This is a genomic window from Sphingomonas zeae (assembly GCF_014197135.1).
In the GTDB taxonomy this organism is placed as follows: domain Bacteria; phylum Pseudomonadota; class Alphaproteobacteria; order Sphingomonadales; family Sphingomonadaceae; genus Sphingomonas; species Sphingomonas zeae.
In genome coordinates this window covers 1-25292 of the sequence record NZ_JACIFA010000013.1, presented here as the reverse complement: position 1 = coordinate 25292, position 25292 = coordinate 1, and the positions used below count along the sequence as shown (strand labels likewise).

Sequence of the window (25292 nt, the reverse complement as noted above, 5' to 3'; positions counted from 1 at the left end):
GCATATGAATGAGGACACGCTTGGCGCCCACTTTGCGCATAAACGCCCGTCAGGCTCAGAAAGAGGCAACGCGCGACAAGTTGCTGAACGCCGCGGGTGACCTGATGAGCGAGCGCGACACGCTTGATTTCTCGCTGATCGAGGTTGCGGCGCGTGCGGGCGTCAGCCCGACGCTCATTCAATACCACTTCGGCGGCAGGGATGGGCTATTGCTGGCGATTGTCGAGCGCGGTACCCAGCGCGCGGTTGAACAGCTGGCAAAACTCGAAAAACTCGATGCGCCCGCTCCGCGCAAGCTCAAGCTGCACGTCGAGGGCCTTGTCGCCGCCTATGTCCAGGCGCCGTATATCAATAGCCTGATCAACATGCTGATCGTGTCAGGCGACGAGCAGCGCGCGCGTTATGTCAGCGACATTTTCGTAAAGCCCGTCGCCGATTTCCACAAGACGCTGCTGCGCCAAGGCGTGGCCGAGGGAAGTTTTCGGGAAATAGACCCGATGCACTTCTATTTTATTCTGGCTGGCGCATGTGAAAACTTCGTGTCCCGTCGGGTCGCCCACTTCTATGTCTTTGGCGATTATTGGAAGGGGAGCGATGTCGAGAAACTCTACGCCAAGAGTGTCTACGAGGTTGTTGCCGCAGGCCTAGGCTGTTTCGACGCGTCATAAGGTCAGGGCTCGGTGATCGCAGGCAGAAGAAAGCGGTCGGGCATCGCCGATAGCGGCGCTTGTCGTATCTGACCGGCTCGTTGTGACGGGATGCCCTGGGCCTGGAGGGCATCTCTGAATCAAGCGGCGTCGCAGCCGCGTTCGCCGAGCAGCCATTGCGCCTTGGGCAGATCATCCAGCAGAGCGGCCACCGATATAGTCACGGACCTGGCCGGCAGTCATGAAAAGCTCAAGGGACGACCGTTCTTCTCGGCCGTGGCATGAAGTTTAGGTGAGCCACCGCGCGATTGGCCAAGCGTGGCGGTTTGCCGGGCCTCATTTTACACCGGCCAATAAAGGCGCGCTCGAACGGCGGTGCTGCCGATCCTGTCGGCGCCCTGGTCGTTCGCTCCGTCTGTTGGTGAGCAGTCCCGCCATTGCCCTCACATGCTCGGGACGACCGCTGAGCCTCGATCTTGTGTCAGATGGCTCTGCCCGAGGCGCAGCGACATGCTCCAGAGCGTCTGGACCGATGGCCCCGCAGCGGGTGAATGGCCGGGCAGCATCGCGACCAGTCCGCGCGCCAGCGCGAGTCCCAGGTCGCCCAGTTCGAGCGAGAAGCAGGTCAGGTCCGGCGACAGCGCACGACAGGCGGGGTTGTCGCGCAGGCCGATCACCGCGACGTCGCGGCCCGGCTCCAGCCCTAGGCGACGGAGCGCGCGATAGGCGCCCACCGGCGCGGTTTCGCCCATCAGCAGCAGCGCGGTCGGTCGATCGGCCAGCGCCATCAGTTCGCTCGCCGTCGCCTCGCCGTCGCTCTCGTCGGTTTCGCCGTGATGGATAAGCGCGGCGTCGAAGGGAATTCCCGCCCGTGTCAGCGCATAGCGATAGCGCTCGACGACGATGTGGCTGTTGTTGATCGTCGCGGGCGGCGCGACCAGTCCGATGCGGCGATGCCCCGCTTTGGTCAGCAAGGTCATCGCATCGGCCATGACGCCTTCGAAATCCAAATCGATCCAGGCGTAATCGCGGTCGATCGCGCTCCGCCCCAGCGCGACGAACGGGATGTTGCGATCGAGCAGGAAGGGGATGCGCGGATCGTCATATTGCGTCCCCGACAGCACCCAGCCATCGACCGTCCCGCGTGAGACGTGCCGCCGCAAGAAGGTCAGCGCGTCCTCGCCCTTGCGCGCCAGCAAGACGACCAGGTCCAGGTCGCGCTCGCTCAGACCGTTCTGCAATCCTTCGAGCAATGCCATGAAAAAGGGATCGCCATGAATCGCGCTGTCATGTTCCAGCGTCAGCATGAAACCGACCGTGCCCGTTCGGCCGCTGCGCAGCGTGCGCCCCGACTGATTGGGGATATAACCATGTTTGGCCGCCGCCTCGACCACCCGCTGGCGGGTCACCGGACTAACGTCCTTGCGATCGTTGAGCGCACGCGACACCGTGCCGATCGACAACCCCAGGTGGCGGGCAAGTTCCCTTATGTCCATGCGTCTGTGATCGCGTCGCAACACGTTTCGCACAAGTCCCCCATGCCGGTTCCTGCACACAAGCTCATTGACACACGCACCGAAGGGCGCGAAAACCGTAAACGTTTACGGCCGTCGCAGAATGGCGTTGAGAGGATCGGGCAGTTTTGGACACGCTTATTCTGGAAAGCCGTGCAATCGCGTGGACCTATAATGGGGACTGGTTGCGGATCGAGGCGCATGGGCCGGACGGCTTGCGCCTGCGCGCATCGCCCTTTCCCGATCGCGGAGGACGGCCCGGGGCGCTCCTGGACGACGGCGCTGTCGCGGAGGTCGCGCCGATCGTCACCCGCGACGGCGCGACCGCGCGAATCACCCATGGCCGCATCACGGCCGAGGTCGATCTGCAAGGCCGCGTCCGCTTTCTGAACGCGAAAGGCGAACTGCTGCTCGAGGAAAAATGGCGGCAGCGCGATACGATCAGCAAATTCTGGACCGTCGGCACCGAGGAGGTGCGCATGATCAGCGCGCTGGGGCTGGCGGGACGCGAGTTCCGGCCGATGACCGGCGAGACTGCGCGCATCACCGTCCGGTTCGAGGGCAAGGCGGACGAGCGGCTCTATGGCATGGGCCAGTATCAGCAGCCCCATCTCGATCTGGCGGGATGCACGCTGGAACTGGCGCAGCGCAATTCCCAGGCGAGCGTGCCCTTCGTCGTGTCCAGCCATGGCTATGGCCTGTTGTGGAACATGCCCGCCGTGGGCGCGGTGCATTTCGCCGCCAATGGCGCGACCTGGACCGCGGAGGTCGCGCGCGAGATTGATTACTGGATCACTGCGGCCGATACGCCCGCCGACATCCTGCGCAACTATGCCCGGGTCACGGGCACGGTGCCGATGATGCCCGACTATGCCCTGGGGCTATGGCAGAGCAAGCTGCGCTACCGGATGCAAGAGGAATTGCTGGCGGTAGCGCGCGACTATCGTGATCGCGGCATTCCGCTGGCGGTGATCGTCGCAGACTTCTTCCACTGGCCGGTGCAGGGCGACTGGCGGTTCGACGAACGCGAATGGCCCGATCCGGCTGCGATGACCGCCGAGCTGAAGGCGATGGGCACCGAGCTGCTCGTCTCGGTCTGGCCGACGGTCGACCATCGTTCGGAAAATTATCCGGAGATGGCCGAGAAGGGCTATCTCGTGCGCAGTCGGCGCGGACTGGACGTGCAGCAGGAATTTCTGGGCAATACCCGCTTCATTGATGTCACCCATCCCGGCGCGCGTGCCTTTCTGTGGGACCGGGCGAAGCGCAACTACCGCGACAAGGGCGTCGCGCTGTTCTGGCTGGACGAGGCCGAGCCGGAATATAGCGCCTATGATTTTGACAATTACCGCTATCATGGCGGCAGTGTGCTGGAGATCGGCAACGCCTATCCCCTGCATTACGCCCAGGCCTTTTACGAAGGTCTACACGCGGAGGGCGAGAACGAGATCGTCAGCCTGATCCGCTGCGCCTGGGCGGGCAGCCAGCGCTATGGAGCGCTGGTCTGGTCGGGGGATATCCACAGCTCGTTCGAGGCGATGCGCAATCAGTTGAGCGCCGGACTGAACATGGGGATGGCGGGCATTCCCTGGTGGACGACTGATATAGGCGGCTTCCATGGCGGTCATGTCGAGGATCCGGCTTTTCACGAACTGATGATCCGCTGGTTCCAATGGGCGGTCTTCACCCCCATCCTGCGGATGCACGGCCACCGCGACCCCATTACCCCGCCGGCCGAGCCGTTCCGCGACGGCGTTGCCCAGTGCGATACGGGGGCGGGGAATGAATTGTGGAGCTTCGGCGAGTCGGTCTTCGCCATTCTGCGCCGCTATGCCGCGTTGCGCGAACGGTTGCGTCCCTATGTCGCGGGGCTGATGCGGGCCGCGCATGAACAGGGCGATCCGCTGATGCGGCCGATGTTCTACGACTATCCGGACGATCCACGCTGCTGGGCGGTGGACGATCAATATATGTTCGGCCCCGACCTGCTGGTCGCCCCCGTGACCGATGCGGGCGTGAGCGAGCGCAGCGTCTATCTGCCCCAGGGCATCTGGTGCGATGCCTGGACCGGCGAACGGATCGAGGGCGGCGGCGACCTGGCCTGCAACGCCCCGGTCGAGCGGATCCCGGTCTTCATCCGCGACGGCGCCGGGGTGGCCCAGGCCTTCGAAGGCGAGTGAACGCGGCACAGCAAATGGAACGGAACCGTCAAAAGGCGGGCCGGGAATAAGGGAGATGGACATGGCGACATCGACGGCGGCGAACGCCGAGGATTGGGAAGAAAGGCCGCGGGACGACGTCCCGGCCGCCCGCATCCCGTTCGGCGAGAAAATCTGTTACGGCTTCGGCGATGCGGGCGGGACGATCGTCACCGGACTGATCGCCAATTTCCTGACCTTCTATTATACCGATGTCTTCGGGCTGGCGCCGGGGATCGTCGGCGTGCTGTTCCTGTCGCTGCGTATCTTCGACGCGGTGTCCGATCCGCTGATCGGGATCATGGCCGACCGTACCTCGACCCGCTGGGGACGGTTCCGCCCCTATCTGCTCTGGACCGCGATTCCGGTGGGGCTCAGCTGCTTCCTGACCTTCCAGGCGCCCGATTTCAGCTATGACGGCAAGGTCGCCTATGCCGCGGTCACCTATTTCCTGCTCGCGCTCTCCTATTCGCTCAACAACGTGCCCTATTGCGCGCTCATCACCCGGATGACCGACAGCGAGCGCGAGGGCGTGTCGTGCCAGTCGGTGCGCTTCGCGATGGTCGCGGTCGCGTCCTTCTGTGTCTCGGTGGGTTTGCCGATCCTGGTGCGCCATCTGGGTGGCGCGGATATCGCGCGCGGCTATCGCGACGGGGTGGCGATCCTGAGCGCGGCGGCCGTCATCATGTTCCTGATCTGCTTCCTGTTCGTGCGTGAGCGGGTGGTCGCCGCCGACACCGCCGAGGTGCCGCTGAAGCTCGCCATCGCCAACACGCTGAAGAACGACCAGCTGCGCTGGACCTTCCTGATGACGCTGTTGCTGATCGCGATCTTCAATACCAAGGGCGGCGCGGCGCTGTATTTCATCACCTATGTGCTGAAAGGCGACACGACCTATCAGGCGCTGTTCTTCGGCACCGCGACGGCGGGCGGTTTCCTCGGCTCGATCGTGGTGCAGGCCTTTACCCGGCGCTATGACGTGCGCAGCATCTACATCTGGGTGAACCTGATCCTGGTCGCGGGGCACTTAGCCGCCTTCTTCGTGCCCGGCGACTATCCGACGCTGTGGCTGGTGCTGGTCGGGCTGTGCTGCATCGTGCTGGGCTGTACCCTGCCGCTGCACTTCACGCTCATCCAGCTGGCCGACCAATATGGCGAGTGGAAGCTGGGAATGCGTTCGTCGGGCATGAGCTTTGCCTTCAACCAGTTCTTCGTGAAGCTGGCCTGGGCGGTAGCGGGCGCGCTTATCAGCGGGGTGCTGGTCATCGTGTCGTACAAGGCGGGGGCGGGCAACCAGACGCCGCTGTCGCTGACCGGCATCCGCATGTTGTCGACCATCATCCCCGGCCTGATGCACCTGGCGCTGGCCTTTGCGATTTCGCGCCTGATCCTGAACCGCGACACCATCGCGCTCATGACCGCCGCGCGCACGGCATGACTCTTATCCCGGAACCCCTGATGGCCCAGTCTTTCCAATCCGTCCCGCTTTTTTTCGCCGCGCTGCTAGGCTCGGTCGCGATGCCCGCGCTCGCGCAGGAGCGGATGACGGTCGATCTCGCCAGCGATACGGGCGCTTTCCATGGCGGCGCCTCGGGCACGCTCTATGGTCTCTACGATGCGCGGCTGCCGCATCCCAATCTGATCGAGGGTATCGGGCTGCGCACCGTGTCGACCAAAGCGCAGGACGGGCCGCAGCATCCCGGCGCCGACGCGCTGGAGGTGTCGACGCTGCTGACCGATGCGTCGGGCGGTGACACCTATATCTACATGACCGACATCAACCGCGAATTCCCCTATGACTGGAAGACCGGGGACTGCGCGCAGTCGGTGACGAATTACATCGAAAAACTGCGCGCGCAGGTGCGGCAGGTGAAGGGCATGGCGCCGCGTTATCGCGACCGGATCGTCTTCGTCCCCTTCAACGAGCCCGACGGCAACATGTTCGCCGAGGGGCCGAAGAGCTGCAACAATGTGCGCTGGCAGAAGGACCCGACCGCGTTCAACGACGCCTGGGACCGCGCGGTGCGGATGATCCGCCAGGAACTGCCCGGCGCGCGGATTGCGGGGCCGAACACCAGCATCCTCTACCCGGAGGTCGAGGGCTTCCTGCGCCACGCCATCGCCGCCGACACCATGCCCGACGTGGTGACCTGGCACGAACTCAGCAACCCGGCGGCGGTGCGGACCAGCGTGCGCAAATACCGCGAATGGGAGGATAAGCTGTTCGCCGGGACCAAGTGGCAGGGCCGCCACCTGCCGGTCAACATCAACGAATATGCCTATAACTACCACACCTCGGTCCCCGGCCAGATGGTGCAGTGGGTCGCGGCGATCGAGGATTCCAAGGTCGATGCGGACATCGCCTATTGGAATATCGACGGCAATCTCAGCGACTCCGCCGTCCAGGCCAATCGTGGCAACGGGCAATGGTGGCTGCTCAACGCCTATGCCACGATGAGCGGCCATACGCTGGCCGTCACCCCGCCGCATCCCGACCAGAGCTATACCTTGCAGGGCGTGGCGACGCTTGACCCGGCGCGCGATCAGATGCGGCTGCTGTTCGGTGGCAAGTCGGGCGATGCGACCGTCGCCCTGACCCATATCCCCGCCGATTTCGGGCCGACGGTGCGCGTTCGGGTACGCCAGATCGGTTGGACCGGGCAGTTGGGCGACTCCGCGCCGCCAGAGGTGATCGGCGACCGCGTGGTGCCGGTGAAGGAAGGCCAGGTCAACCTGACCTTCGGCCGCGACGGCTGGCCCGCGCTGCGCGAGGAAGCGGCCTATGAGCTGGTCCTATCCCCGGGCCAGGGTGTGCGTCCCGCCGCCGTCACGCCGCGCTGGCGGCAGGATTACGAAGCGGAGAAGGCGACCCGTCAGGGCCAGGGGCTGGCCGTACGCGGGCCGGAGGGTTCGCCCGACCATGTCGACCGCTTCCACGTCTCGAACGGCTATCTGGTCGAGGGGTTCAAGACCGGAGCCGACGCCGCGCTGGACTTCGCGGTCGATGTGCCGCGCGACGGCCGCTACGACCTGAGCGTGCTGGCCAACAGCTTCAACAAGGACCCGCTGGTCGAGCCACAGGGCGCGACCAACGTCTTCCTGCGGATCGACGGCAAGGCGGCGGGCGAGCTGTTGCTGCCGCTGGGCTATAAGCCCGCCGTGCTCGATCATGTCGATACGGTCGTCCATCTGACGCGTGGCCGCCATGTCCTGACGCTGGCGACCCGCAGCCTCGACGGCAAAGGGCGGACGCAGGGCAATGCGATGGTTGACCGGATCACCCTGACCGCCGCTGATCCCGCCGCGACCGCCACGCACTATGACGTGCAGGATGCGGTGGTGAAGGGAGCTGCGCCTAGCGGTGGGGCGATGACCCTGCCACGCGGAAGCCGCGCGACCTTCTGGGTCTATGGCTCGCAGGACGGCGTGGCGCGCCTGACGCCCGGAGTGACGGGCGGTTCGGTGCGGATGACGGTCAATGGCCGCGACGCGACGGCGGGCCGGGCGTTCCTGCTGGGCGGGATCAACAAGGTGGTGCTGACCCCTTCGGCCGGTTCACCGCGCCTGAGCGGTCTGTCGGTCGCGCGCGAGAACGGCCCAGCGCCTTATCTCTACGAGGCAGAGGATGCCCAGGTTGCCGGGACCGCGCGGATCGGTGCGGCCTCGCGGGCGAGCGGCGGTCGGGCGGTGTTCGACATCGGCGGCGCGCCGGGCAACGGCAACACGCTGACCTTCCCCAAGGTGACGGTGCCGCGCGCCGGGACCTATGCGCTGACCCTGCGCTTCTCGAACGAGGAACAGGCCAAGGCCACGCACTACAACCCCGATCCGCTCGCCCGGATCGCGCGTATCTCTGTCAACGGGGCCGCGCCGATGCTGGTCAGCGCGCCGCACAGCTTCAACGCCAACAACTGGTGGGAAATCACCGTGCCGGTGGTCCTGAAGGCAGGCGCCAACACCATCCGCATCGCAGGGGAGGAGCAGCCCAACTGGGACGGCCGCACCTATGCGTCGCAAACCTGGCCGGGCGTCCAGCTCCGCTCGCGCTACGCACCCAATATCGACCGGATCGCCATCACACCCTTGCCCTGAGCGCAGACCCGTAAAGACGGGCTGCTTCAGGCATTTTGCAACCATCGACCGTAAACGTTTTCAAAAAAGGAGGGGTTTCCATGAAACAGCATAAGATCGGCACGCTGCTCGCTTCGGTTTCGACGTTGATGGCGGTCGCGCTGGCTGCGCCCGCCCAGGCGCAGGACACGACGCCGCCCCAGGATCAGGCGCAGGCCGGAACCACGCCCGCGCCCGCCGATCCAAGCGCAACGAGCACCTCCGATATCGTCGTCACCGGCATCCGCCAGAGCCTGAGCAGCGCGCAGAACATCAAGCGCAATTCCGACGCGATCGTCGATGCGCTGGTCGCCGAGGATATCGGCAAATTCCCCGACAACAACGCCGCCGAGGCGATCGCGCGCGTCACCGGTGTGCAGGTGACGCGCTATGCCGACGAAGCGAACGGCGTGCTGATCCGTGGCCTGCCCAATGTCCAGACGACCGTGCAAGGCCGCGAAATCTTCACCGCCGATGGCCGCTCGGTCCAGATTCAGGACTTCCCCGCCCAGGCGCTGTCGCGGGTCGAGGTCTATAAGGCGACGACCGCCGAGAATCTAGAGGGCGGCATTGCGGGCCTGATCGACGTCGGCCTGCGTCGCCCGTTCGACTTCAAGGGCTTCCAGATCGCGGGCGCGGCGCGCGGCGTCTATAATACGGAATCGCGGAAAGCGGATCCGATCGGCAGCCTGCTGGTCAGCGACCGCTGGCAGACCGGGATCGGTGAGATCGGCGCGCTCATCAACGCCTCCTTCACCCAGACCCGTTATCTGAACTCGATCCGCTATCAGGGCTTTCAGGACAATGTCCCCGCCAACCAGCAGATCCTGCCCGCCTCGGTCGGCCGCGACTTCACCTTCCCGCAGGATATCGGCCTCTATTACCGGCGCGGCAACCGCCAGCGTCCCTCGGTCAACGGATCGATCCAGTGGAAGCCCGCCGACAATCTGATGATCTATCTCGACGGCCTGTATCAGGGCTATCGCGACCGCGTCGCCAATGACTTTTTCGGCATCCCGATTCAGTCCAATCCCAATGGCGGCAACCCGCCGACGATCCGCAACGCGGTGCTGACCCAGGACGGCACCACGCTCCAGTCGTTCGACGTCGATCTGGGGCTGGTCAACGGACCGTCCAAGGAGTTCGGCACCAGCCGCACCGACACTTTCCAGGGTGCGCTCGGCGCGAAATGGGAGACGGGCAACGCGGTCTTCACCACCGACCTGGCCTATACCAAGTCGATCGCCAGCGGGAATTGGGGCCAGTTCCAGACCCAGGTGGCCACGCCGCTGTCGCTGGCGGTCAAGCTGAACGATCAGGGCAGCGTCAACTTCGTGCCGAGCGGCGTCGATTTCACCAATCCGAACAGCTTCTACATGCGCGGTTTGCTGGAGAATCGCAGCCGGTCGGCGGGCGACCAGTGGCAGTGGCAGGGCAATGTCGTACTGGACACGGATTCATCGCTGTTCCCGAAATTCCAGTTCGGGCTGCGCTACGGTGATCGCAGCGCCAGCTCGGTCTACGGCGACCGTTATGCCTCGCTCGCCAGCCTGAAGGACACGATCGACAAGGTGCCGACGGTATCCCAGGGCGGCATGGTCCAACCGGGCTTCCGGGGTGACGACGTGCAGCAGTTCCGCAGCTGGTTCGCGCCCAACGCTTTCCTGTTCAACCAACAGCTCAACAGCGTGCGCGACTATATCCGCCAGGCGCTGGTCCGCTCGGGCGCGGATGCCGCGACCCAGGCCGCCTGGGCGCCGGAGCAGCCCAATCTCAACCCGCTCAACGCCTTCCAGGCGCGCGAGCAGGTCTATACCGCCTATGCGCAGGTCAATTACGCCTTCAACATCGGCATTCCCGTCGATGGCGTGATCGGCGCGCGGGTGATCCTGACCCGCAACAAGCTGAACGGCACCAACCAGCTGCCGACCGCGAACGGCACCGTGCTGGTCCCGATCGACTCCTCGACCCAATATACCGACATCCTGCCCAATATCAGCGCGCAGCTGCACTTTACCGACCGGCTGAAGCTGCGCCTGTCGCGGACCCAGGCGTTGTCGCGGCCCGGTTTCAACCAGATCAATCCGACGCTGACCGTGTCGCAGGGGACCGTCGGGGGTAACATTTCCTACACCGGCAATGGCGGCAATCCGAACCTGCAACCGATCCGGTCGGACAATTACGACGCGTCGCTGGAATATTATTTCTCGCGCACCGGGTCGGTGTCGGTCGCTGGTTTCTATCGCAAGATCAACGGCTTCATCAATTCGCTGCCGCAGATCGTCAATGTCCAGCCATTCGGCGACATCCTGGTCTATCGCCCGTCCAATGCCGGGTCGGGCACGATCAAGGGCATCGAGGTGGCCGGCACCACCTTCTTCGACTTCCTGCCCGGCGCGCTGCGCGGCTTGGGAGCACAGGCGAACTTCACGTATATCGATGGCGAGCAGGTATTGCCCTCGGCCGCCAATTTCACCGGCGGGCGCAACACCTTGCCCGGCGTGTCGAAGTACAGCTTCAACCTGATCGGCCTGTACGAACTGGGGCCAGCGAGCGTGCGCCTGGCCTATAATTACCGCAGCGCCAATGTGGACGGCTTCGGTGCGCCGGGCGTGTTCACCACCGTCTATTCCGGCGCGGTGGGGCGGCTCGACCTGTCGGCCAGCTATAATCTGAACAGCAATGTCACGCTGACCGTGGATGCGACCAATTTGCTGCAGACGCCCTATCACAGCTATGTGAAGGACCCGCGCTATCCGCGTGACATCCGTTGGGAGGCGAGCCTGTTGTCGGCGGGCGTGCGCTTCCGGTTCTGAGCGACCGGCGGGCGGGACGTAACGATGCGCCCCGCCCGGTATTCAGGGGTAAGGGGGATATGCTGGGAAAATGGCGATCGATATGGGGCGTGGTGGTCGGACTGACCACGACCCTGATGCCCATGAGCGCGGGCGCGGACAATCCGATCATCCAGACGCGCTTCACCGCCGACCCCGCGCCGCTGGTCCATGACGGTGTCGTCTATCTCTATACCGGCCATGACGAGGACGACGCGGGCGGGTTCGACATGCGGGACTGGCGGCTCTACAGCTCGACCGACATGGTCAACTGGACGGACCGGGGCTCGCCCGCCTCGCTCAAGACCTTCGCCTGGGCCGAGCAGGACAATGGCGCCTGGGCACCGCAGGTGATCGCGCGCGACGGCAAATTCTATCTCTACGCGCCCGTCCGCGTGGCGGGGAAGCCCGATACGGTAATCGGGGTCGCGGTCGCCGATCGGCCGGAGGGGCCGTTCCGCGATCCGATCGGCAAGCCGCTGATCCCCGCGCGGTTCGGTGCGATCGATCCCACGGTCGCGATCGACGACGACGGCCAGGCCTATCTCTACTGGGGCAATCCCGACCTGTGGTACGTCAGGCTGAACCGCGACATGACCAGCTTCTCGGGCGAGATCGTCAAGGTCGCCAAGCCGATCGACTATCAGGAAGGCCCCTGGTTCTATAAGCGCGGCCCCCATTACTACATGGCCTATGCCTCCAGCTGCTGCCCGGAGGGGATCGGCTATGCGATGAGCGACCGGGCCACCGGACCCTGGGTGCACAAGGGACCGGTCATGGACCCCAATGCCGCGTCGACCGGCAACCATCCCGGCATCATCGACTATAAGGGTCATTCCTATGTGTTCGGCTTCCACTATGAACTCAACTTCGCGCTGACCCCCATCCATCACGAGCGGCGCTCGGTGACGTTGCGCGAGTTCCGCTACAATCCGGACGGCACCATTCCGCGCTTGTCCTGGTGGAATGACGAGGGTGTGGCGCAGATCGCCCCGCTCGATCCCTATCGCTGGGTGGAGGCGGAGACGATCGCCTGGACCTCGCGCATCGGTCGCGACCGTGATCGGCCCTATCGCTGGGCGCCGGGCGTCACGACCGCGAGCGCGGCGGACGGCGGCGTGCATGTCACCCGCGTCGCCGATCGCAGTTACATCAAGATCGGTGGCGTCGACTTCGGACGCGGGGCCGCCAGCTTTGCCGCCAGCGTGGCGCGGGTGCGCGGTCGTCCGACGATCGCACTCCATCTCGACCGGGTCGACGGGCCGCAGATCGGCACGCTGGCCCTGACCGGCGGCGAAGGCCAGGACTGGGTGACGCAGACGACTGCCGTCACCGGCGCGACCGGCGTGCACGACCTGTTCCTGGTCTTCCACGGCGATGGCGACGGACTGTTCGACTTCGACCGCTGGCAGTTCCGCCGCCAATAGGGGGGCGCGGTCAGGCGGCCCCGATGGTCAGCCTGATCCGGTCCCCCGTGCGGGTGGCGATCCGGATTCCGTCCGCCGTCGCGCGGATCGCCACGGCCTGGCCGCTGCGGCTTGCCGCGCGGACCCGGCGACCGGCCGGGAGCCGGACGATCACCTCGCCGCCCAGCGCCGATAACAGCTCGGCCTGTTCGAGCTGCCCCGCCGCCCAGCGCAGATCGACGGTCACGCCGCCGCGCGCGCGCAGGCCGTGGACGCTGCCATCGCGCCAGGCCGGGGGGAGGGCGGGCAGCAGAGCGATCGCGCCGTCATGGCTTTGCAGCAGCATCTCGGCGATGGCGGCGGTGATCCCGAAATTGCCGTCGATCTGAAAGATCGGCCCCTTGTTCGACGGATGGGTGTCGAACAGATTGTCGAGCGTGCTGCCCTTGAAAAAGGCGTCGATCGATCGGCCGGAGCGCTCCGCATCCCCCATGCGCGCCCAGATGCATGTGGCCCAGGCGCGGCTCCATCCGGTCTGCGCGCCGCCATTATCCTCGCGCCGCTGCATCGATGTCGCCACCGCCCTGGCCCATTTGGGCGTGCGGCGGGGCGTAAACTCGTCGCCGGGATAAAGGGGATAGAGATGCGAGATGTGGCGGTGGCCCGGCTCGGCCTCGACAAAGTCGCGCGACCATTCCTGCAACTGGCCATGGCGGCCGATGCGATAGGGTTCCAGCCGCTCGACCAGTCCGTGCAACTTGACTGCGAAAGCCGCATCGGTCTTCAGCAGCGCACTGGCGGCAATGCAGTTGGCGAACAGCTCGCGGATCAGCGCCAGGTCCATGGTGCAGCCGGCGCTGATGGACGCAGGCTTGCCGTCGGGGGCGAGAAACTCGTTCTCGGGCGAGATGGACGGCGCGGTGGTCAGACGTCCGTCCGGCCCCGCGACCAGCCACGCCGCGCAGAACTCGGCGGCCCCGCGCATCAGCGGCCAAGCCCGTTCGCGCAGGAAATTCAGGTCGCCGCTGAACGCATAATGCTGCCAGAGATGCTGCATCAGCCAAGGTCCGCCCATCGGCCAGTTGGCCCAGATCGGCGCGGCGCTGCCTTCGCCGACCGGATTGGCCATCGCCCAGAGGTCGCTATTGTGATGCAGGCACCAACCCGGCATCCCGTAATAGCTTTGCGCAACCCGTGCCCCGCGTACCGCCACCCGCTCGACCCAGTCGAACAGCGGGGTGTGGCAGTCGGCGAGATTGGCGACCTCGGCGGGCCAATAGTTCATCTCGGTATTGATGTTGGTGGTGTGGTTGCTGCTCCAGGGCGGGCGCACCTCGGCGTTCCAGATGCCCTGGAGATTGGCGGGCTGAGTCCCCGCACGCGAACTGGCGATCAGCAGGTATCGGCCGAAATGGAACAGCAGCGCGGCCAGCCCTGGATCGCTCGCCCGTTCATTGCCCGCGCGGCGTTCGGCCGTCGTACCGGCCGCGCCGCCCGCGAGTTTCAGCGCGGCACGGCGATAGAGCTTCTGGTGGTCCGCGACATGGGCCGCGCGCAAGGTCGCATAGCCCGTCCCCCGCGCTGCCGAGAGGGCGGTCATCGCCTTGGCCTCGATCGCGTCGATCGGCAGATCGGGGGACTGGTCGAAGCCGCGAAAGCCGGTGGCGGCGTTGAGGCGGACTTCGATGCTCCGCGCGCCGCGAATCGTGATCCGGTCGCCCGACACGGCGATGCGCCCCCCGTCGTTCGTCACCTCCGCGACGGCGGCGAACATCATGCCGCGCCCGGCTGCCTCGTCATAGCGGATTGGATCGGCGACCGAATGATAGTTGGGCGCGGCATAGGCCGGCGCCTTGCCGTGCAGGATCAGCCGGTTGCCCTCCGCCCGCGCCGATCCGCGCAACAGCGTCGCCAGCGACAGGTCGGCGTCGATCGCCCCGCCTTGCGCGGTCAGCCGGACCACGACCAGTTGCGCGGGATGCGACACGAAAACCTCGCGGCGGTAGCGGGTCGCCCCCACGGTGTAGGAGACGCTGGCCATCGCCTGGTCGAGATCGAGTTCGCGGCGATAGTCGCTCACCGCGCCATTGCCCGGCAGCGCGATCACCAGGTCGCCGATCGGCGCATAGCTGTTGGAAAAGGGGCCTTGCAGGTGCTTCGCCCGCTCATCGGCGGTGTGATAATCGCCCGCCAGCGCAGCCTGCCGCACGCCTGCCAGTTCGCCTTGGGCATCCGGTTTGGTGTCGGCGACGGGATAGCCCGACCACAAACTGTCTTCGTTCAGTGATAGGATCTCGCGGTCGGTGCCACCCCGCACCATCGCGCCCAGCCGCCCGTTGCCGACCGGCAATCCGTCGACCCAGCGCGTCGCGGGCGTATCGAACCAGAGGCGGTGGGAGTCGTCGGCTGTCATGGCTTGCGCCCGCAGGGGCAGGGCGCCCAGCCCTCCCGCCGCCACGGCAAATGCCCCCGCACCCAATACGCCTCGCCGCGTCAGATCGACCGCCATCCGCCCTCCAGTTTCCTATATGAGATTCGGTATTCGTCGATGATGGTGGCCGATCCAAGGGCTCGAAGAAAGGGAATTATCGTTTGCGTTTGGCAGGGCTGGATGGGTTGCGGTGCAGGAACGCCAAGGCCCTCCCGCACCGCTTGCCGTCATCAGAACGAGAAACGGACGCCCGCATCATAGCGCGGCCCGAAATTCTGGTAGCGGAGCAACTGGTTGTCGAACCGTCCGGTTGCGAAATATTTCGCGTTGAACAGGTTGGTGCCCTCGACAAAGACCTGGGCGAAGGGGGTGACGTTGACCGCCACGCTGCCGTCGAACTGGCCATAATCGCGCACGAACACGGGTTCGTTGCCGGGGCCGCCCGCCAATTGCTGAAGGAAGCGTTCGCGCCGATTATAGGCGATGCGCGCCGATACGCCGAACTTCTCGTAGAACAGGGTCGCGTTCTGCGAATTGCCGATGCCCTCGGCCGCGAAGGACTGGCCGACCTGGCTGACGTCGAATTCGCGGTTGGTGGTCACGAAGGTCGCGTTCGCCTGCACGCCGAAGCCGCTGAGCACGCCCGGCAGCCAGTCGAGCGTATGGACGAGGTTGAGCTCCAGCCCCTTGATCGTCAGCGACTGGGCATTGCGCGGGCGTCGGACGCTGAACTTCGCGGTATTCGGCCCGACGATCAGCCCACCGACGGGCAGATTGCCCGCATTGGCGATGGTGAACAGCTCCTCGCCAAAGCTCTGGACGATGAAGTCGTCGACCTTTTTGTGGAACACCGCCGCCGACAATGTGGTGGTTGCGGTCGGATACCATTCGAGCGACAGGTCGAAATTGGTCGCGCGATAGGGCTTGAGCGCCGGGTTGCCACCGCTGGCGGTCAGCGTGGCGGGGCGCAGCGTGCCGATGTCGAGGCTGGGCGCCAGATCACCGATCGCCGGCCGTGTCAGCGTCTTGTAGGCGGCGAAGCGCGCCTGAAGCTTGGGCGTCAGGTTGAGCTTGGCGTTCAGATTGGGCAGGAAATTGCTGTAGGACGAACGCCGGTTGACCGATACCGCGGCGCGGTTGTTGGCGAAGACGCCGGTATAGGTCGTCGGGTCGCCGGGCACCGGCAACAGATCGGTCAGCTGCAATTGCTGACCGGCCGAGACCAGTTCGGTATATTCGTACCGGCCACCGACATTGATGAACCAGGGGAGCCCGGCGACCGTGCCCTCCAGATCGACATCGGCATAGCTGGCAAAGACTTTTTCACGGACCTGGGCCGAGGGTTGCTCGGTCACGGCATAGCCGTTGGTGCGGGCGAAGATCGCCGCCGTCGTTCCCACCGGCTGGCCCCGCGCGCGGTCGAGCGCCGTGGTCGCGGCCGTGCTGGTCAGGAAGTTGAAATAGGCCTGCGGGTCATAGGTCAGGAAGGTGGTCGGGACGCTGCCGCCCTTTTGCCCCAGCGATCCCAGGGTAAAGGGCGAGAGCAGCGACGGATCGGCCAGCGTCGGATAGCCGCAATAGAGGCAGCCGATATTGGGATCGGACGAGAAGGGAACGTTGCGCTTATCGCGCGAGGTGCCGGTCAGGCCGAAGCGCAACGCCGAGACGATGTCCCAGCCCGGTTTCCACTCGGTATTCCAGCGATATTCCTGGACCTTTTCGGTCACGTCGTTGCCGCTGCGCCCGGCGATATGGGTGCGACCCAGCGCCGGATTGGTCAGCACGCCGCCCGCATAGCCCGAGGTCGACGGGATGCCGTCGCCTTGCGCGGCGTTGAAGGAATATTGGGTCGGCACGCCGATGACGGTGAAATAGGACTTGCCGCCGCCCGCATTCTTGGCCTGCGAATAGGTGGCGTCGAAGACCATGCGGACATTGTCGGCGGGCCGCCATTCGGCGTTGAACCCGGCCTCATAGGTCGTCGTCTCGCGCACGCCGCCCGAGGCGATGAAGTCGGCATTGCCGTTGGTGGTCAGCGACGTCACGGTGCGGTTCGCGTCGATACCTGCCGCGGTAAAGCTCGTCGGTTCGAACCAGCTGCCCAGCCCGCGCGTCGTCGTGTCGCTCTTGAAGCGGTTGTACAGGCCGTCGACGGTGAAGGTCAGTTCGTCGGTCGGCGCATATTGCGCGACCAGCGTGGCGCCCAGGCGGGTGCGGTCGTCGCGCGTCTGGTTCACGTCCTGGTTCCGGGGCGAATAGACGTTGGTATAGAGGGGCGCGTTATTGGGTCCGACCGAGGTGCCCGGAATATAGCCATCGGTGTTGATCGCGCGGATCGAGGCGATACGTTTCTGGTAGGAGATCGAGGCGAGCAGCCCCAGCTTGCCGTCGGCGAAGGTGTCGCTGAGCAGGCCGAACAGCTGCGGTGTGACCTTCTTGCTGTTACCCTCGTACAGCGCCTTGCCGGTGAAGACGCCCTTGAACTCCTTCAACGCCAGCGGGCGGGGCGTCTGGACGTTGATCGTCGCGCCGATGCCGCCGCCCTGAAGCGAGGCCTGCGAGCTCTTATAGACCTGCGCGCCGCTGATGAGTTCGGCCGGGATCAGGTCGAAGGAAAAGGCGCGGTTGTAATTGTCCGAGGCAAAGCTGCGTCCGTTGAACAGCACCGTGTTGAACGCGGGACCCAGGCCGCGCACGCTGACCGACGCGCCTTCGCCGTTGCTGCGATCGATCGCGACGCCCGGAATGCGTTGCAGCGACTCCGCGACATTGGCGTCGGGGAACTTGCCCAGATCTTCGGACGAAATGGCATCGAGGATCCCGGCCGCGTCGCGCTTGATCGCGGCGGCCGATTCGATGCTGCGACGGATGCCGGTGACGACGATATCGGCGGAGGTGCCATCGGCCTCGCTCTGGCTGGGAAGCGTCGCGGTCTGGTCGGCCGGCGGCGTCTGGCTCTGCGCCAGTGCAGGCGTTGCCGCGATAAGTGCGACAAGTGCGCTGGCTAGCCCCTGAGCGGCGTAGCGAACATTAATTTTCGGATTTCTGGTCGTTTGTGACATAGCTCTCCCCTATGAAACCTGTGCTGCGTGCTTCTTGGTCGGCACTTATGACGCCTTGTTATATCCTATGTCTGACAAGTACAAGGGCGGGCAAATTCTCCTCTGCGCCGGAACTTTCGGTATAGAAGGGGGCAAGCGAGCGGGAGAGGATCAGGTGGTCGAGACGGGGGTGGCCGACACGGAAGAGAAGCGCGTGGTCGTGGTCGGCGGCGGTTCGGCGGGCTGGATCGCGGCTTGTCGTCTGGCCGCGCAGGTGCGGCGCACCGGGGCCGGCGTGCGGGTCACGCTGATCGAATCGCGCAACGTGCCGACGGTCGGGGTCGGCGAGGGGACCTGGCCGACGATGCGCAACACGCTGGCCAAGATCGGTATCGCCGAGACCGACTTCATCCGGTCGTGCGACGCGGCGTTCAAACAGGGCGCGCGTTTCGTCGGTTGGACCGACGGGACGCCACAGGACGGCTATTACCATCCGCTCAATCCCCCTGCGGGCGCGACCGAGATTGATCTGGCGCCATATTGGCTGCACCGGGGCGAAGGCGACGCCGCTTTCGCCGACTGGGTCGATTACCAGGCGATGCTGTGCGATGCGGGGTTGGGTCCCAAGACCATCGTGATGCCCGAATATGCGGGCCATGCGAATTACGCCTATCATCTGGACGCGGGCAAGTTCGCGACGATGCTGCGCGACCATGGTGTCGGCACGCTGGGGATCGAACATGTCCTGGGCGATGTGCTGCGTCCGCGGATGACCGATCATGGCGACATCGTGCATCTGGAGCTAGCCGATGGCCGCAGCGTGGCCGGCGACCTGTTCGTCGACTGCACCGGCTTTGCCGCGCGGTTGATCGGTGGCATCTATGATGTGCCGTTTCGCCGCTGCGGCGACGTGCTGTTCGCGGACCGGGCGATCGCCCTCCAGGTGCCCTATGACGACGAGGACGCGCCGATCACCTGCCATACCGTGTCGACCGCGCAAGGTTCGGGCTGGATCTGGGACATCGGGCTGTGGAGCCGGCGCGGCGTGGGGCATGTCTATAGCAGCGCGCATATCAGCGACGATGCAGCCGAGGCGGCGCTGCGCCGCCATGTCGGCACCGCCGCCCAGGGGCTGTCCGCGCGCCGCATCAGCATCGAGGCAGGGCATCGCGCGCGCTTCTGGCAGAACAACTGCGTCGCGGTCGGCCTGTCCGCCGGGTTCCTCGAACCGCTGGAGGCCTCCGCGCTGATGCTGATCGAGGCGTCCATGGACGCGATCGCCGACCGCCTGCCGCGCAACCGGGCGGCGATGGACGTGATGGCGCGGCAGTTCAACGCGACCTTCACCCATCACTGGATGCGGATCATCGAGTTTCTGAAGCTGCATTATGTGCTGACCAAGAGGACCGACACGGATTTCTGGCGCGACAATGTCGCGGCATCCTCGATCCCCGATGGCCTTGCGGAGCGGCTGGCAATGTGGCGGTACCATTCGCCCGGCCCGCAGGATTTCGACCATGCGCGCGAGGTCTTTTCCTGGCCCAGCTATCAATACATCCTGCACGGCATGGGGTTCGACAGCCGTCAGCCGCGTATCGACCCGTCCGCCCCCGAGGCGGGACTGGCGCAGCGTTTCGTCACCCGGATGCAGCGGGCGAAAGACGAGCTGCGCACCCGCGCGCCGCGCCACCGCGACCTGTTGCACGCGATCCGCGAACATGGTCTGCAACGGGTATGACCGGCATCACTCCGCTCTCCCCGACCGCGCATCGCGACCTGCGCTACAATCGCCATGCCGCCGGAGCCGCGCGCCGTTTCACACGATTGGGCCTGTCGGAAATCGCCGTCGCCGCAGCCGACATGCCCTTGTGTCTCGTCAAGGACGGCCAGACCGGGCGGTTCGACCTCGTCGCGCTGATGAGCTTGGTCGAGCCCGCCAATCTGTTCGTGTTCGGGGGTGGGTTTCAGGCCACCTATGTGCCGCGCGCGGTGCTGCTCGGCGGGTTCCGTCTCGATCCAACCGGGGCGGCGGGCCTCGCCATCGATCCGGCCGATCCCAGTTTGGGCGGAGTGGGAGAGCCATTGTTCGACGAGGACCGGCCCGCCGCTCTGTCAGGCGACATCGCCCCTGCGCTGGAGCGGCTGGTGGCGGATGTCGCGGCGGCTCAGGAAATGGCCGATAGCTGGGCGAGGCATAGGCTGATCCGCCCGCTGCCGCTTTCGCTGTCGAAGGCAGATGGCGGCCGGCATGACTTGGCCGGGCTCTACACCATCGACGAGGCCGCGGTGCAGGCGCTGCCCGATGCCGAGCTGATCGCGCTTCACCGTGCCGATCGCCTCGCCCTGGCCGCGGTCCTGACCGCCTCGCTGGCGCAGGTCGAGCGGTTGCGGCAGCTGCACAATGCCCGCTTCGTCCCTGCCATCACCGACTATTCGCTGGATTAGCTTGTCCGGGGCCGGGCGGCAGGCTAGCCTCCGTGCAATCGGGAGGGGGCAAGATGCTGGCACGGTGGCGTGGACTCGTGGCGCTGGGGCTGGCCCTCTTCATAGGGCAGGGGGCGTTGGCGCAGACCGCCAATCCCGTTCTGAGCGCCCATGCGGGCGGCATCCGCGATGCGGCGCATGAGCGCAACCTGTCGCTCCGGCGGCTGGACCTGTCGGTCGAACAGCGTGGCAGCGTCGTCGAAACGACTGCCACCGCCGCCTTCGCCAATCCCGAGGCCGAGCAGTTGGAGGGCGATTTCCGCCTGACCCTGCCCGAGGGCGCGGTCGTCACCGGCTATGCACTGGATGTCGGCGGGCAGATGGTCGACGGCGTGCTGGTCGATCGCCCGCGCGCCAAGGCGGTCTATGAAGCACGCGTTCGCCGGCGGGTCGATCCCGGTTTGGCCGAGGTCAGCGCGGACAATGTCTTTTCAACCCGCGTCTTTCCGATCTGGCCGGGCGGCGGGCGGACGATCCGGGTTCGCTTCGTAGCGCCGGTCGGCGCGGGAGGTTGGCGCCTGCCGCTCGGCTTCGACGCGGCGGTCGCGGACTGGTCGATCCGTGTCCATGCGAGCGGGACCGCCGCCCCGCCCATGATAACGCTGGGCAAGACGCCATTGGCGATGACGGCGGACGGCCATGGCTGGCAGGGCGCGGCGAGTGCCAAGAACACGCCCCTTTCGGGGGCGCTGGCGATCACACCCGGCCGCGTCGCCGATCTGATCGCCAGCACCCACCATAATGGCGAGCGTGACGTGGAACTCGGCGGCGAACTGCCGGCCGGTACGGGCGGACGGGCGCTTCCGTCGCATCTGCGCATCTATTGGGACCGTTCGCGCTCACATCTGGGGGCGGACAGGCTCCGCGAGATCGCTCTGGTCCGCGCGGTCATCGATCGCTGGCATCCCGCCAAAGTCGAATTGGTCGCCTTCAACAGCAGCGGCGCCCAGACCAAGATCGCCGCCACGGCCGATGAGGCCGCCGCTTGGCTGGGCGCGCTCGACTATCGCGGCGCGACGAGCTTTGCGCCGCTGTCGCAGGGCGGCCCCGCCGATCGTTGCCTGATCTTCACCGATGGGCGCGCAACGATCGACCGCGACGCTGCGATCACGCCGCACTGCCCGCTCGATGTGGTCAGCAGCGCAGGCAGCGATGATCGCGCCTGGCTAGGCCATCTGGCGCGGGGGCATGGCGGGCGGCTGATTTCGCTGGGCGACGATCCGGCGGCGGCGCTGGCGCAGTTGCAGGCGGACGCGCCGGGGGTGATCGCCGTCACCGACCGCGACGACCGACCCTTGCCCTTCGTGTCCCTGGCGGCGCCGCAAGGGCGCTGGACGGTGCTGGTCCGCGCGCCTGGCTTCGGTCCGGTAAAGATCCGGCTGGGTGCGGGACAGGAAGTGGTCCGCGCGATAGATGGCGAAGCTGCCGCCTTTGACGGCCCCGGCGCGCTTCTGGCGCAAGACGCGCTGGCGACGCTGGGGGCGACCGAGCAGCGTGACGCCTATGTGGCGCTCAGCCGCCGCTATGGCATCGCCAGCCCCAGCCTGTCCTTCCTCGTGCTGGAGAGCGTCGGCGATTACCTGACCGCCAAGGTCGATCCACCCGCGACCCTGCCCGCCGAATGGCGCGACGACTATGCTCGGGCGCGCAAGGCGATGGAGGCGAACGACGCCCGTATCGCGCAGCGCCATTTCAACACGCTGCTCCTGGAATGGCAGGACGAGGTTGCGTGGTGGAAGACGAAGTTCGCCCCCACCGCCCGGCCCAAGCGGATTGCAACTTCGCGTAGCTTCGACCGGACGACCGCGCCGGGCGCACCCACTGCGCCTGCCGCGATGATGGCACCACCACCTCCTCCTCCGCCGCCGCCACCACCTCCTCCGACGACGGTCGTGACTCCGCCCCCGGTCGTGTCGGCACCTGTGGCTTCCCCTGCACCCCCGGCGCCGCGCGTCAACCCGGCGACCGGCGACATCTCGGTGACGGGAAGCCGTCAGTCCGCGAACCCCACTGTCCCCTCGGTGCAGATCGACGCCTGGCAGCCCGATCGCCCCTATCTGGAGCTATATGACGGCAAGCCAGCCGACTTCGCCGAGCGCTTCCGCGAGGTGGAGGCGCGGCATGGGGCCTTGCCGATCTTCTATCTCGACACCGCCGCCTGGCTCGCCAAGCGGGACCGGCTGGCGGAGGCGCGCGAGATGGTCTTGTCGGCGCTGGACCTGCCCACCGCCGACGACACGACTTTGGGCATGGTCGCCGATCGGCTGGAGCGGTATGGCGACTGGGACCGCGCGGTGGAGTTGCGCGAGCGGCAGGCGGTGCTCGACCCCGATCGGCCGCAGCCGCGCCGCCTGCTCGCGCTGACGCTCGCGCGCCGGGCCGCCGCACGTCCCGGGCAGGCGAAGGCCGATCTGACCCGCGCGATCACCCTGCTCTATGGCATCGCCACCAGTCCCAAGGCGGACCAGTGGGGGGGTATCGACCTGATCGCGCTCAACGAGGCCAATGCCTTGCTGCCGCGCCTGCATAAGCTGGGCGGGAAGGTGGAGATGGACCCCCGCTTGGTCATGCTGCTCGACGTCGATGTGCGCGTCGTCATCGACTGGACCACCGATGCGTCGGACATGGATTTGTGGGTCGACGAACCGACGCGCGAACGGGCGATCTACAGCAACAATCGCACCGCGATCGGCGGGCGGCTGTCGCAGGACATGACGCGCGGTTACGGGCCGGAGGAATATATGATCCGCGCCGCGCCGCCGGGCACCTACACCGTGCAGGCCAATGTCTACGCCCCGGACCGGATCGACCCCAATGGCGCGACCATCCTGACCGCGCATCTGTTCCGCAATTTCGGACGGCGGGACGAGACGGTGGAAAGCGTCGATATCGAACTGAAGCGCGATGAAAAGGGCGCGCGGATGATCGGGCGGATCGTCGTGCCGGACAGGGGAGGGTCGGCGAAAACCGGGGCAGGCAAGGCGCCGGCGAAGGACACGGTGCCGCTGCCCTGATCGGCTATGCGGCGATGGTCCGGGTCCGGCTGGTTTTCGGGTGCGATAACGGTGTAGGGGCGGGATATGGCCGATCAGAGTCCGCCCCTACAGGCATTCCGGAAATGGACGCCTGCGCGCTACCGCGCGCTGCTCCGTGCGCAAGGGCCGGGATCGGTCAAGTTCCGCACCAGGCTGGCGATCCTGATCGGCGCGGTGGCGATCGGGCTGGCCGCGACGGTCTTTGCCGAGGCGTCGGATATGGCGGGCGAGATGTTCCACCATTTCTCCGTCCGCTATCATTGGGCGCCGCTGGTCGTGACCCCGCTGCTGTTCGCAGGCCTGGTCTGGTTCACGCGGCGATTCGCGCCGCTCGCGCGTGGCTCGGGCATTCCGCAGGTGATGGCGGCGCAGGCCGATCCCGAACGTGCTACCGGCGGGCTGGTGTCGATCCGCACCGTGGCCGCCAAGGCCGGGCTGACGCTGGCGGCGGTGCTGGGTGGCGCGTCGGTCGGGCGCGAGGGGCCGACGGTGCAGATCGCGGCTGCGATCATGGGGCTGACCCATCGTATCCTGGGCGTGCCCTTGCGCGGCGCGGTGCTGATCGCGGGCGGCGCGGCGGGGGTCGCGGCGGCGTTCAACACGCCGCTGGCCGGGCTGCTCTTCGCCATCGAGGAACTGGCCTCGGCCTATGAGCAGAAGGTCACGCTGCTGGTCATCGCCGCCATCGCGATCGCGGGCATGGTCGCGCAGTCGGCGCAGGGCGATTATGTCTATTTCGGGCTGATCGGTGCGCATATGCCGATCGTGACCGCGCTGATCGTCGCGCCGGTCGCAGGCATCGTCGGCGGGTTGGCGGGCGGCGGCTTTGCCCGGCTGATGCTGATGATGGCGACGGGCACCAATCGCGTGACCCAGTGGAGCAAGGCGCGGCCCGTCCTGTTCGCCGGGCTGTGCGGGCTGGTCGTCGCGGGGCTGGGTGTGGGTACCGGGCTGACCTGGGGTACCGGCTACGGCGCGGCACGGGCGATGATCGTCGGGGTCGATGCGCCGCTCTGGTACGGACCGGCCAAGTTCCTGGCGACGCTGGCCACCGCCGTGGCGGGCCTTCCCGGCGGCATCTTCGCGCCGTCACTGTCGGTCGGGGCGGGGATCGGCAATCTACTCCGGTCGATCTTCGTCGATTCGCCCGCCTCGGCGGTCGTGATCCTGGGCATGGTCGGTTACTTTGCAGGCGTCGTCCGCGCGCCGCTGACCGCCGTCATCATCCTGTCGGAGACGACCGCCAGCCGTGGCCTGATGCTGCCGATGTTCGCGGCGGCCTTCATCGCCGACGGGGTGAGCCAGTTCGTCTGCCGCGAGAAGCTATACCACGGCCTGTCGCATACCTTCGCGATGGGGCGGGCGGATGAGGGTGCGCGCCGATAACGGGGGTGGTTGGGAAAACGCCCGATTGTGTTGAAAAAGGCTCGCTTGCAGTCGCGCTGATGGTTTGATTCAATCTTCGGCAAGTAAGCGGAGACGGGCCGATGATGGGCGAGCGGACGGTCGCGCAGGAGGCGCTGTTCTACAGCTTCAGCCTGGAGCGGCACGTGCCGGCGGACCATCTGCTGCGCTCGATCGACCGGTTCGTG

Annotated in this window: 13 protein-coding genes and 1 pseudogene; 10 read left to right on the top strand and 4 right to left on the bottom strand. The window is 66.2% G+C overall.

What is annotated here, in order from left to right:
* The first annotated feature begins 20 nt into the window (after positions 1-20).
* Complete coding sequence (locus tag GGR45_RS15925; RefSeq protein ID WP_175310625.1) at positions 21-668, top strand: TetR/AcrR family transcriptional regulator; 648 nt, start codon at positions 21-23, stop codon at positions 666-668.
* Positions 669-711: 43 nt separating this feature from the next.
* Here the strand turns inward: GGR45_RS15925 and GGR45_RS20045 are convergent.
* Both GGR45_RS20045 and GGR45_RS15920 read right to left on the bottom strand, forming a co-directional pair.
* Positions 712-964: pseudogene (locus tag GGR45_RS20045) on the bottom strand (IS5 family transposase); the annotation flags it as partial.
* Between the two features lie 126 nt (positions 965-1090).
* Positions 1091-2143, bottom strand: coding sequence for a substrate-binding domain-containing protein (locus tag GGR45_RS15920; protein ID WP_175310626.1), 1053 nt, complete (start codon positions 2141-2143; stop codon positions 1091-1093).
* Between the two features lie 146 nt (positions 2144-2289).
* On the opposite strand from GGR45_RS15920, the gene GGR45_RS15915 reads away from it, so the two are divergent.
* The 5 genes from GGR45_RS15915 (at position 2290) to GGR45_RS15895 (ending at position 12730) form a co-directional block, all read left to right on the top strand.
* Complete coding sequence (locus GGR45_RS15915) at positions 2290-4341, top strand: glycoside hydrolase family 31 protein (RefSeq protein WP_175310627.1); 2052 nt, start codon at positions 2290-2292, stop codon at positions 4339-4341.
* A 61-nt stretch (positions 4342-4402) separates the two neighbouring features.
* Complete coding sequence (locus tag GGR45_RS15910; protein WP_175310628.1) at positions 4403-5797, top strand: MFS transporter; 1395 nt, start codon at positions 4403-4405, stop codon at positions 5795-5797.
* 20 nt (positions 5798-5817) lie between these two features.
* Positions 5818-8451 (top strand): carbohydrate-binding protein, encoded by a 2634-nt coding sequence (locus GGR45_RS15905; protein ID WP_217497870.1) that lies wholly within the window; start codon positions 5818-5820, stop codon positions 8449-8451.
* Between the two features lie 80 nt (positions 8452-8531).
* Entirely contained in the window at positions 8532-11285 is a 2754-nt protein-coding gene (locus GGR45_RS15900; protein WP_175310629.1) for a TonB-dependent receptor, read from the top strand.
* A 59-nt stretch (positions 11286-11344) separates the two neighbouring features.
* Positions 11345-12730 carry a glycoside hydrolase family 43 protein gene (locus GGR45_RS15895; protein WP_246358265.1) on the top strand — a complete coding sequence of 462 codons (1386 nt, stop codon included), beginning with the start codon at positions 11345-11347 and terminating at the stop codon, positions 12728-12730.
* A gap of 10 nt (positions 12731-12740) precedes the next feature.
* On the opposite strand, the gene GGR45_RS15890 is transcribed toward GGR45_RS15895, so the two are convergent.
* Both GGR45_RS15890 and GGR45_RS15885 read right to left on the bottom strand, forming a co-directional pair.
* Entirely contained in the window at positions 12741-15218 is a 2478-nt protein-coding gene (locus GGR45_RS15890) for a glycoside hydrolase family 95 protein (protein ID WP_175310630.1), read from the bottom strand.
* Positions 15219-15370: 152 nt separating this feature from the next.
* The gene (locus GGR45_RS15885; RefSeq protein ID WP_175310631.1) at positions 15371-18202 is read right to left on the bottom strand and encodes a TonB-dependent receptor; all 2832 of its coding nucleotides are present in this window, start codon (positions 18200-18202) and stop codon (positions 15371-15373) included.
* A gap of 67 nt (positions 18203-18269) precedes the next feature.
* On the opposite strand from GGR45_RS15885, the gene GGR45_RS15880 reads away from it, so the two are divergent.
* The 4 genes from GGR45_RS15880 to GGR45_RS15865 all read left to right on the top strand — a co-directional run bounded on the left by GGR45_RS15880 (position 18270) and on the right by GGR45_RS15865 (position 25086).
* The gene (locus GGR45_RS15880; RefSeq protein ID WP_175310632.1) at positions 18270-19919 is read left to right on the top strand and encodes a tryptophan halogenase family protein; all 1650 of its coding nucleotides are present in this window, start codon (positions 18270-18272) and stop codon (positions 19917-19919) included.
* Positions 19916-20626: a SapC family protein gene (locus GGR45_RS15875; protein WP_175310633.1), complete on the top strand. Its 711-nt coding sequence runs from the start codon at positions 19916-19918 to the stop codon at positions 20624-20626. The genes GGR45_RS15880 and GGR45_RS15875 overlap by 4 nt, the downstream gene beginning before the upstream one ends.
* A gap of 53 nt (positions 20627-20679) precedes the next feature.
* A complete protein-coding gene (locus tag GGR45_RS15870) occupies positions 20680-23679 on the top strand; it encodes a VIT domain-containing protein (RefSeq protein ID WP_175310634.1) in 3000 nt (999 codons plus the stop codon).
* Positions 23680-23745: 66 nt separating this feature from the next.
* Complete coding sequence (locus GGR45_RS15865) at positions 23746-25086, top strand: chloride channel protein (protein ID WP_175310635.1); 1341 nt, start codon at positions 23746-23748, stop codon at positions 25084-25086.
* Positions 25087-25292 lie beyond the last annotated feature (206 nt).

Excerpts from the sequence above, each read along its gene's own strand:
- GGR45_RS15890 (WP_175310630.1), bottom strand. The coding sequence starts at position 15,218 with ATGGCGGTCGATCTGACGCGGCGAGGCGTATTGGGTGCGGGGGCATTT.
- GGR45_RS15885 (WP_175310631.1), bottom strand. The coding sequence starts at position 18,202 with ATGTCACAAACGACCAGAAATCCGAAAATTAATGTTCGCTACGCCGCT.
- GGR45_RS15910 (WP_175310628.1), top strand. The coding sequence starts at position 4,403 with ATGGCGACATCGACGGCGGCGAACGCCGAGGATTGGGAAGAAAGGCCG.
- GGR45_RS15895 (WP_246358265.1), top strand. The coding sequence starts at position 11,345 with ATGCTGGGAAAATGGCGATCGATATGGGGCGTGGTGGTCGGACTGACC.
- GGR45_RS15865 (WP_175310635.1), top strand. The coding sequence starts at position 23,746 with ATGGCCGATCAGAGTCCGCCCCTACAGGCATTCCGGAAATGGACGCCT.
- GGR45_RS15880 (WP_175310632.1), top strand. The coding sequence starts at position 18,270 with ATGTCTGACAAGTACAAGGGCGGGCAAATTCTCCTCTGCGCCGGAACT.
- GGR45_RS15905 (WP_217497870.1), top strand. The coding sequence starts at position 5,818 with ATGGCCCAGTCTTTCCAATCCGTCCCGCTTTTTTTCGCCGCGCTGCTA.
- GGR45_RS15920 (WP_175310626.1), bottom strand. The coding sequence starts at position 2,143 with ATGGACATAAGGGAACTTGCCCGCCACCTGGGGTTGTCGATCGGCACG.
- GGR45_RS15900 (WP_175310629.1), top strand. The coding sequence starts at position 8,532 with ATGAAACAGCATAAGATCGGCACGCTGCTCGCTTCGGTTTCGACGTTG.
- GGR45_RS15870 (WP_175310634.1), top strand. The coding sequence starts at position 20,680 with ATGCTGGCACGGTGGCGTGGACTCGTGGCGCTGGGGCTGGCCCTCTTC.
- GGR45_RS15875 (WP_175310633.1), top strand. The coding sequence starts at position 19,916 with ATGACCGGCATCACTCCGCTCTCCCCGACCGCGCATCGCGACCTGCGC.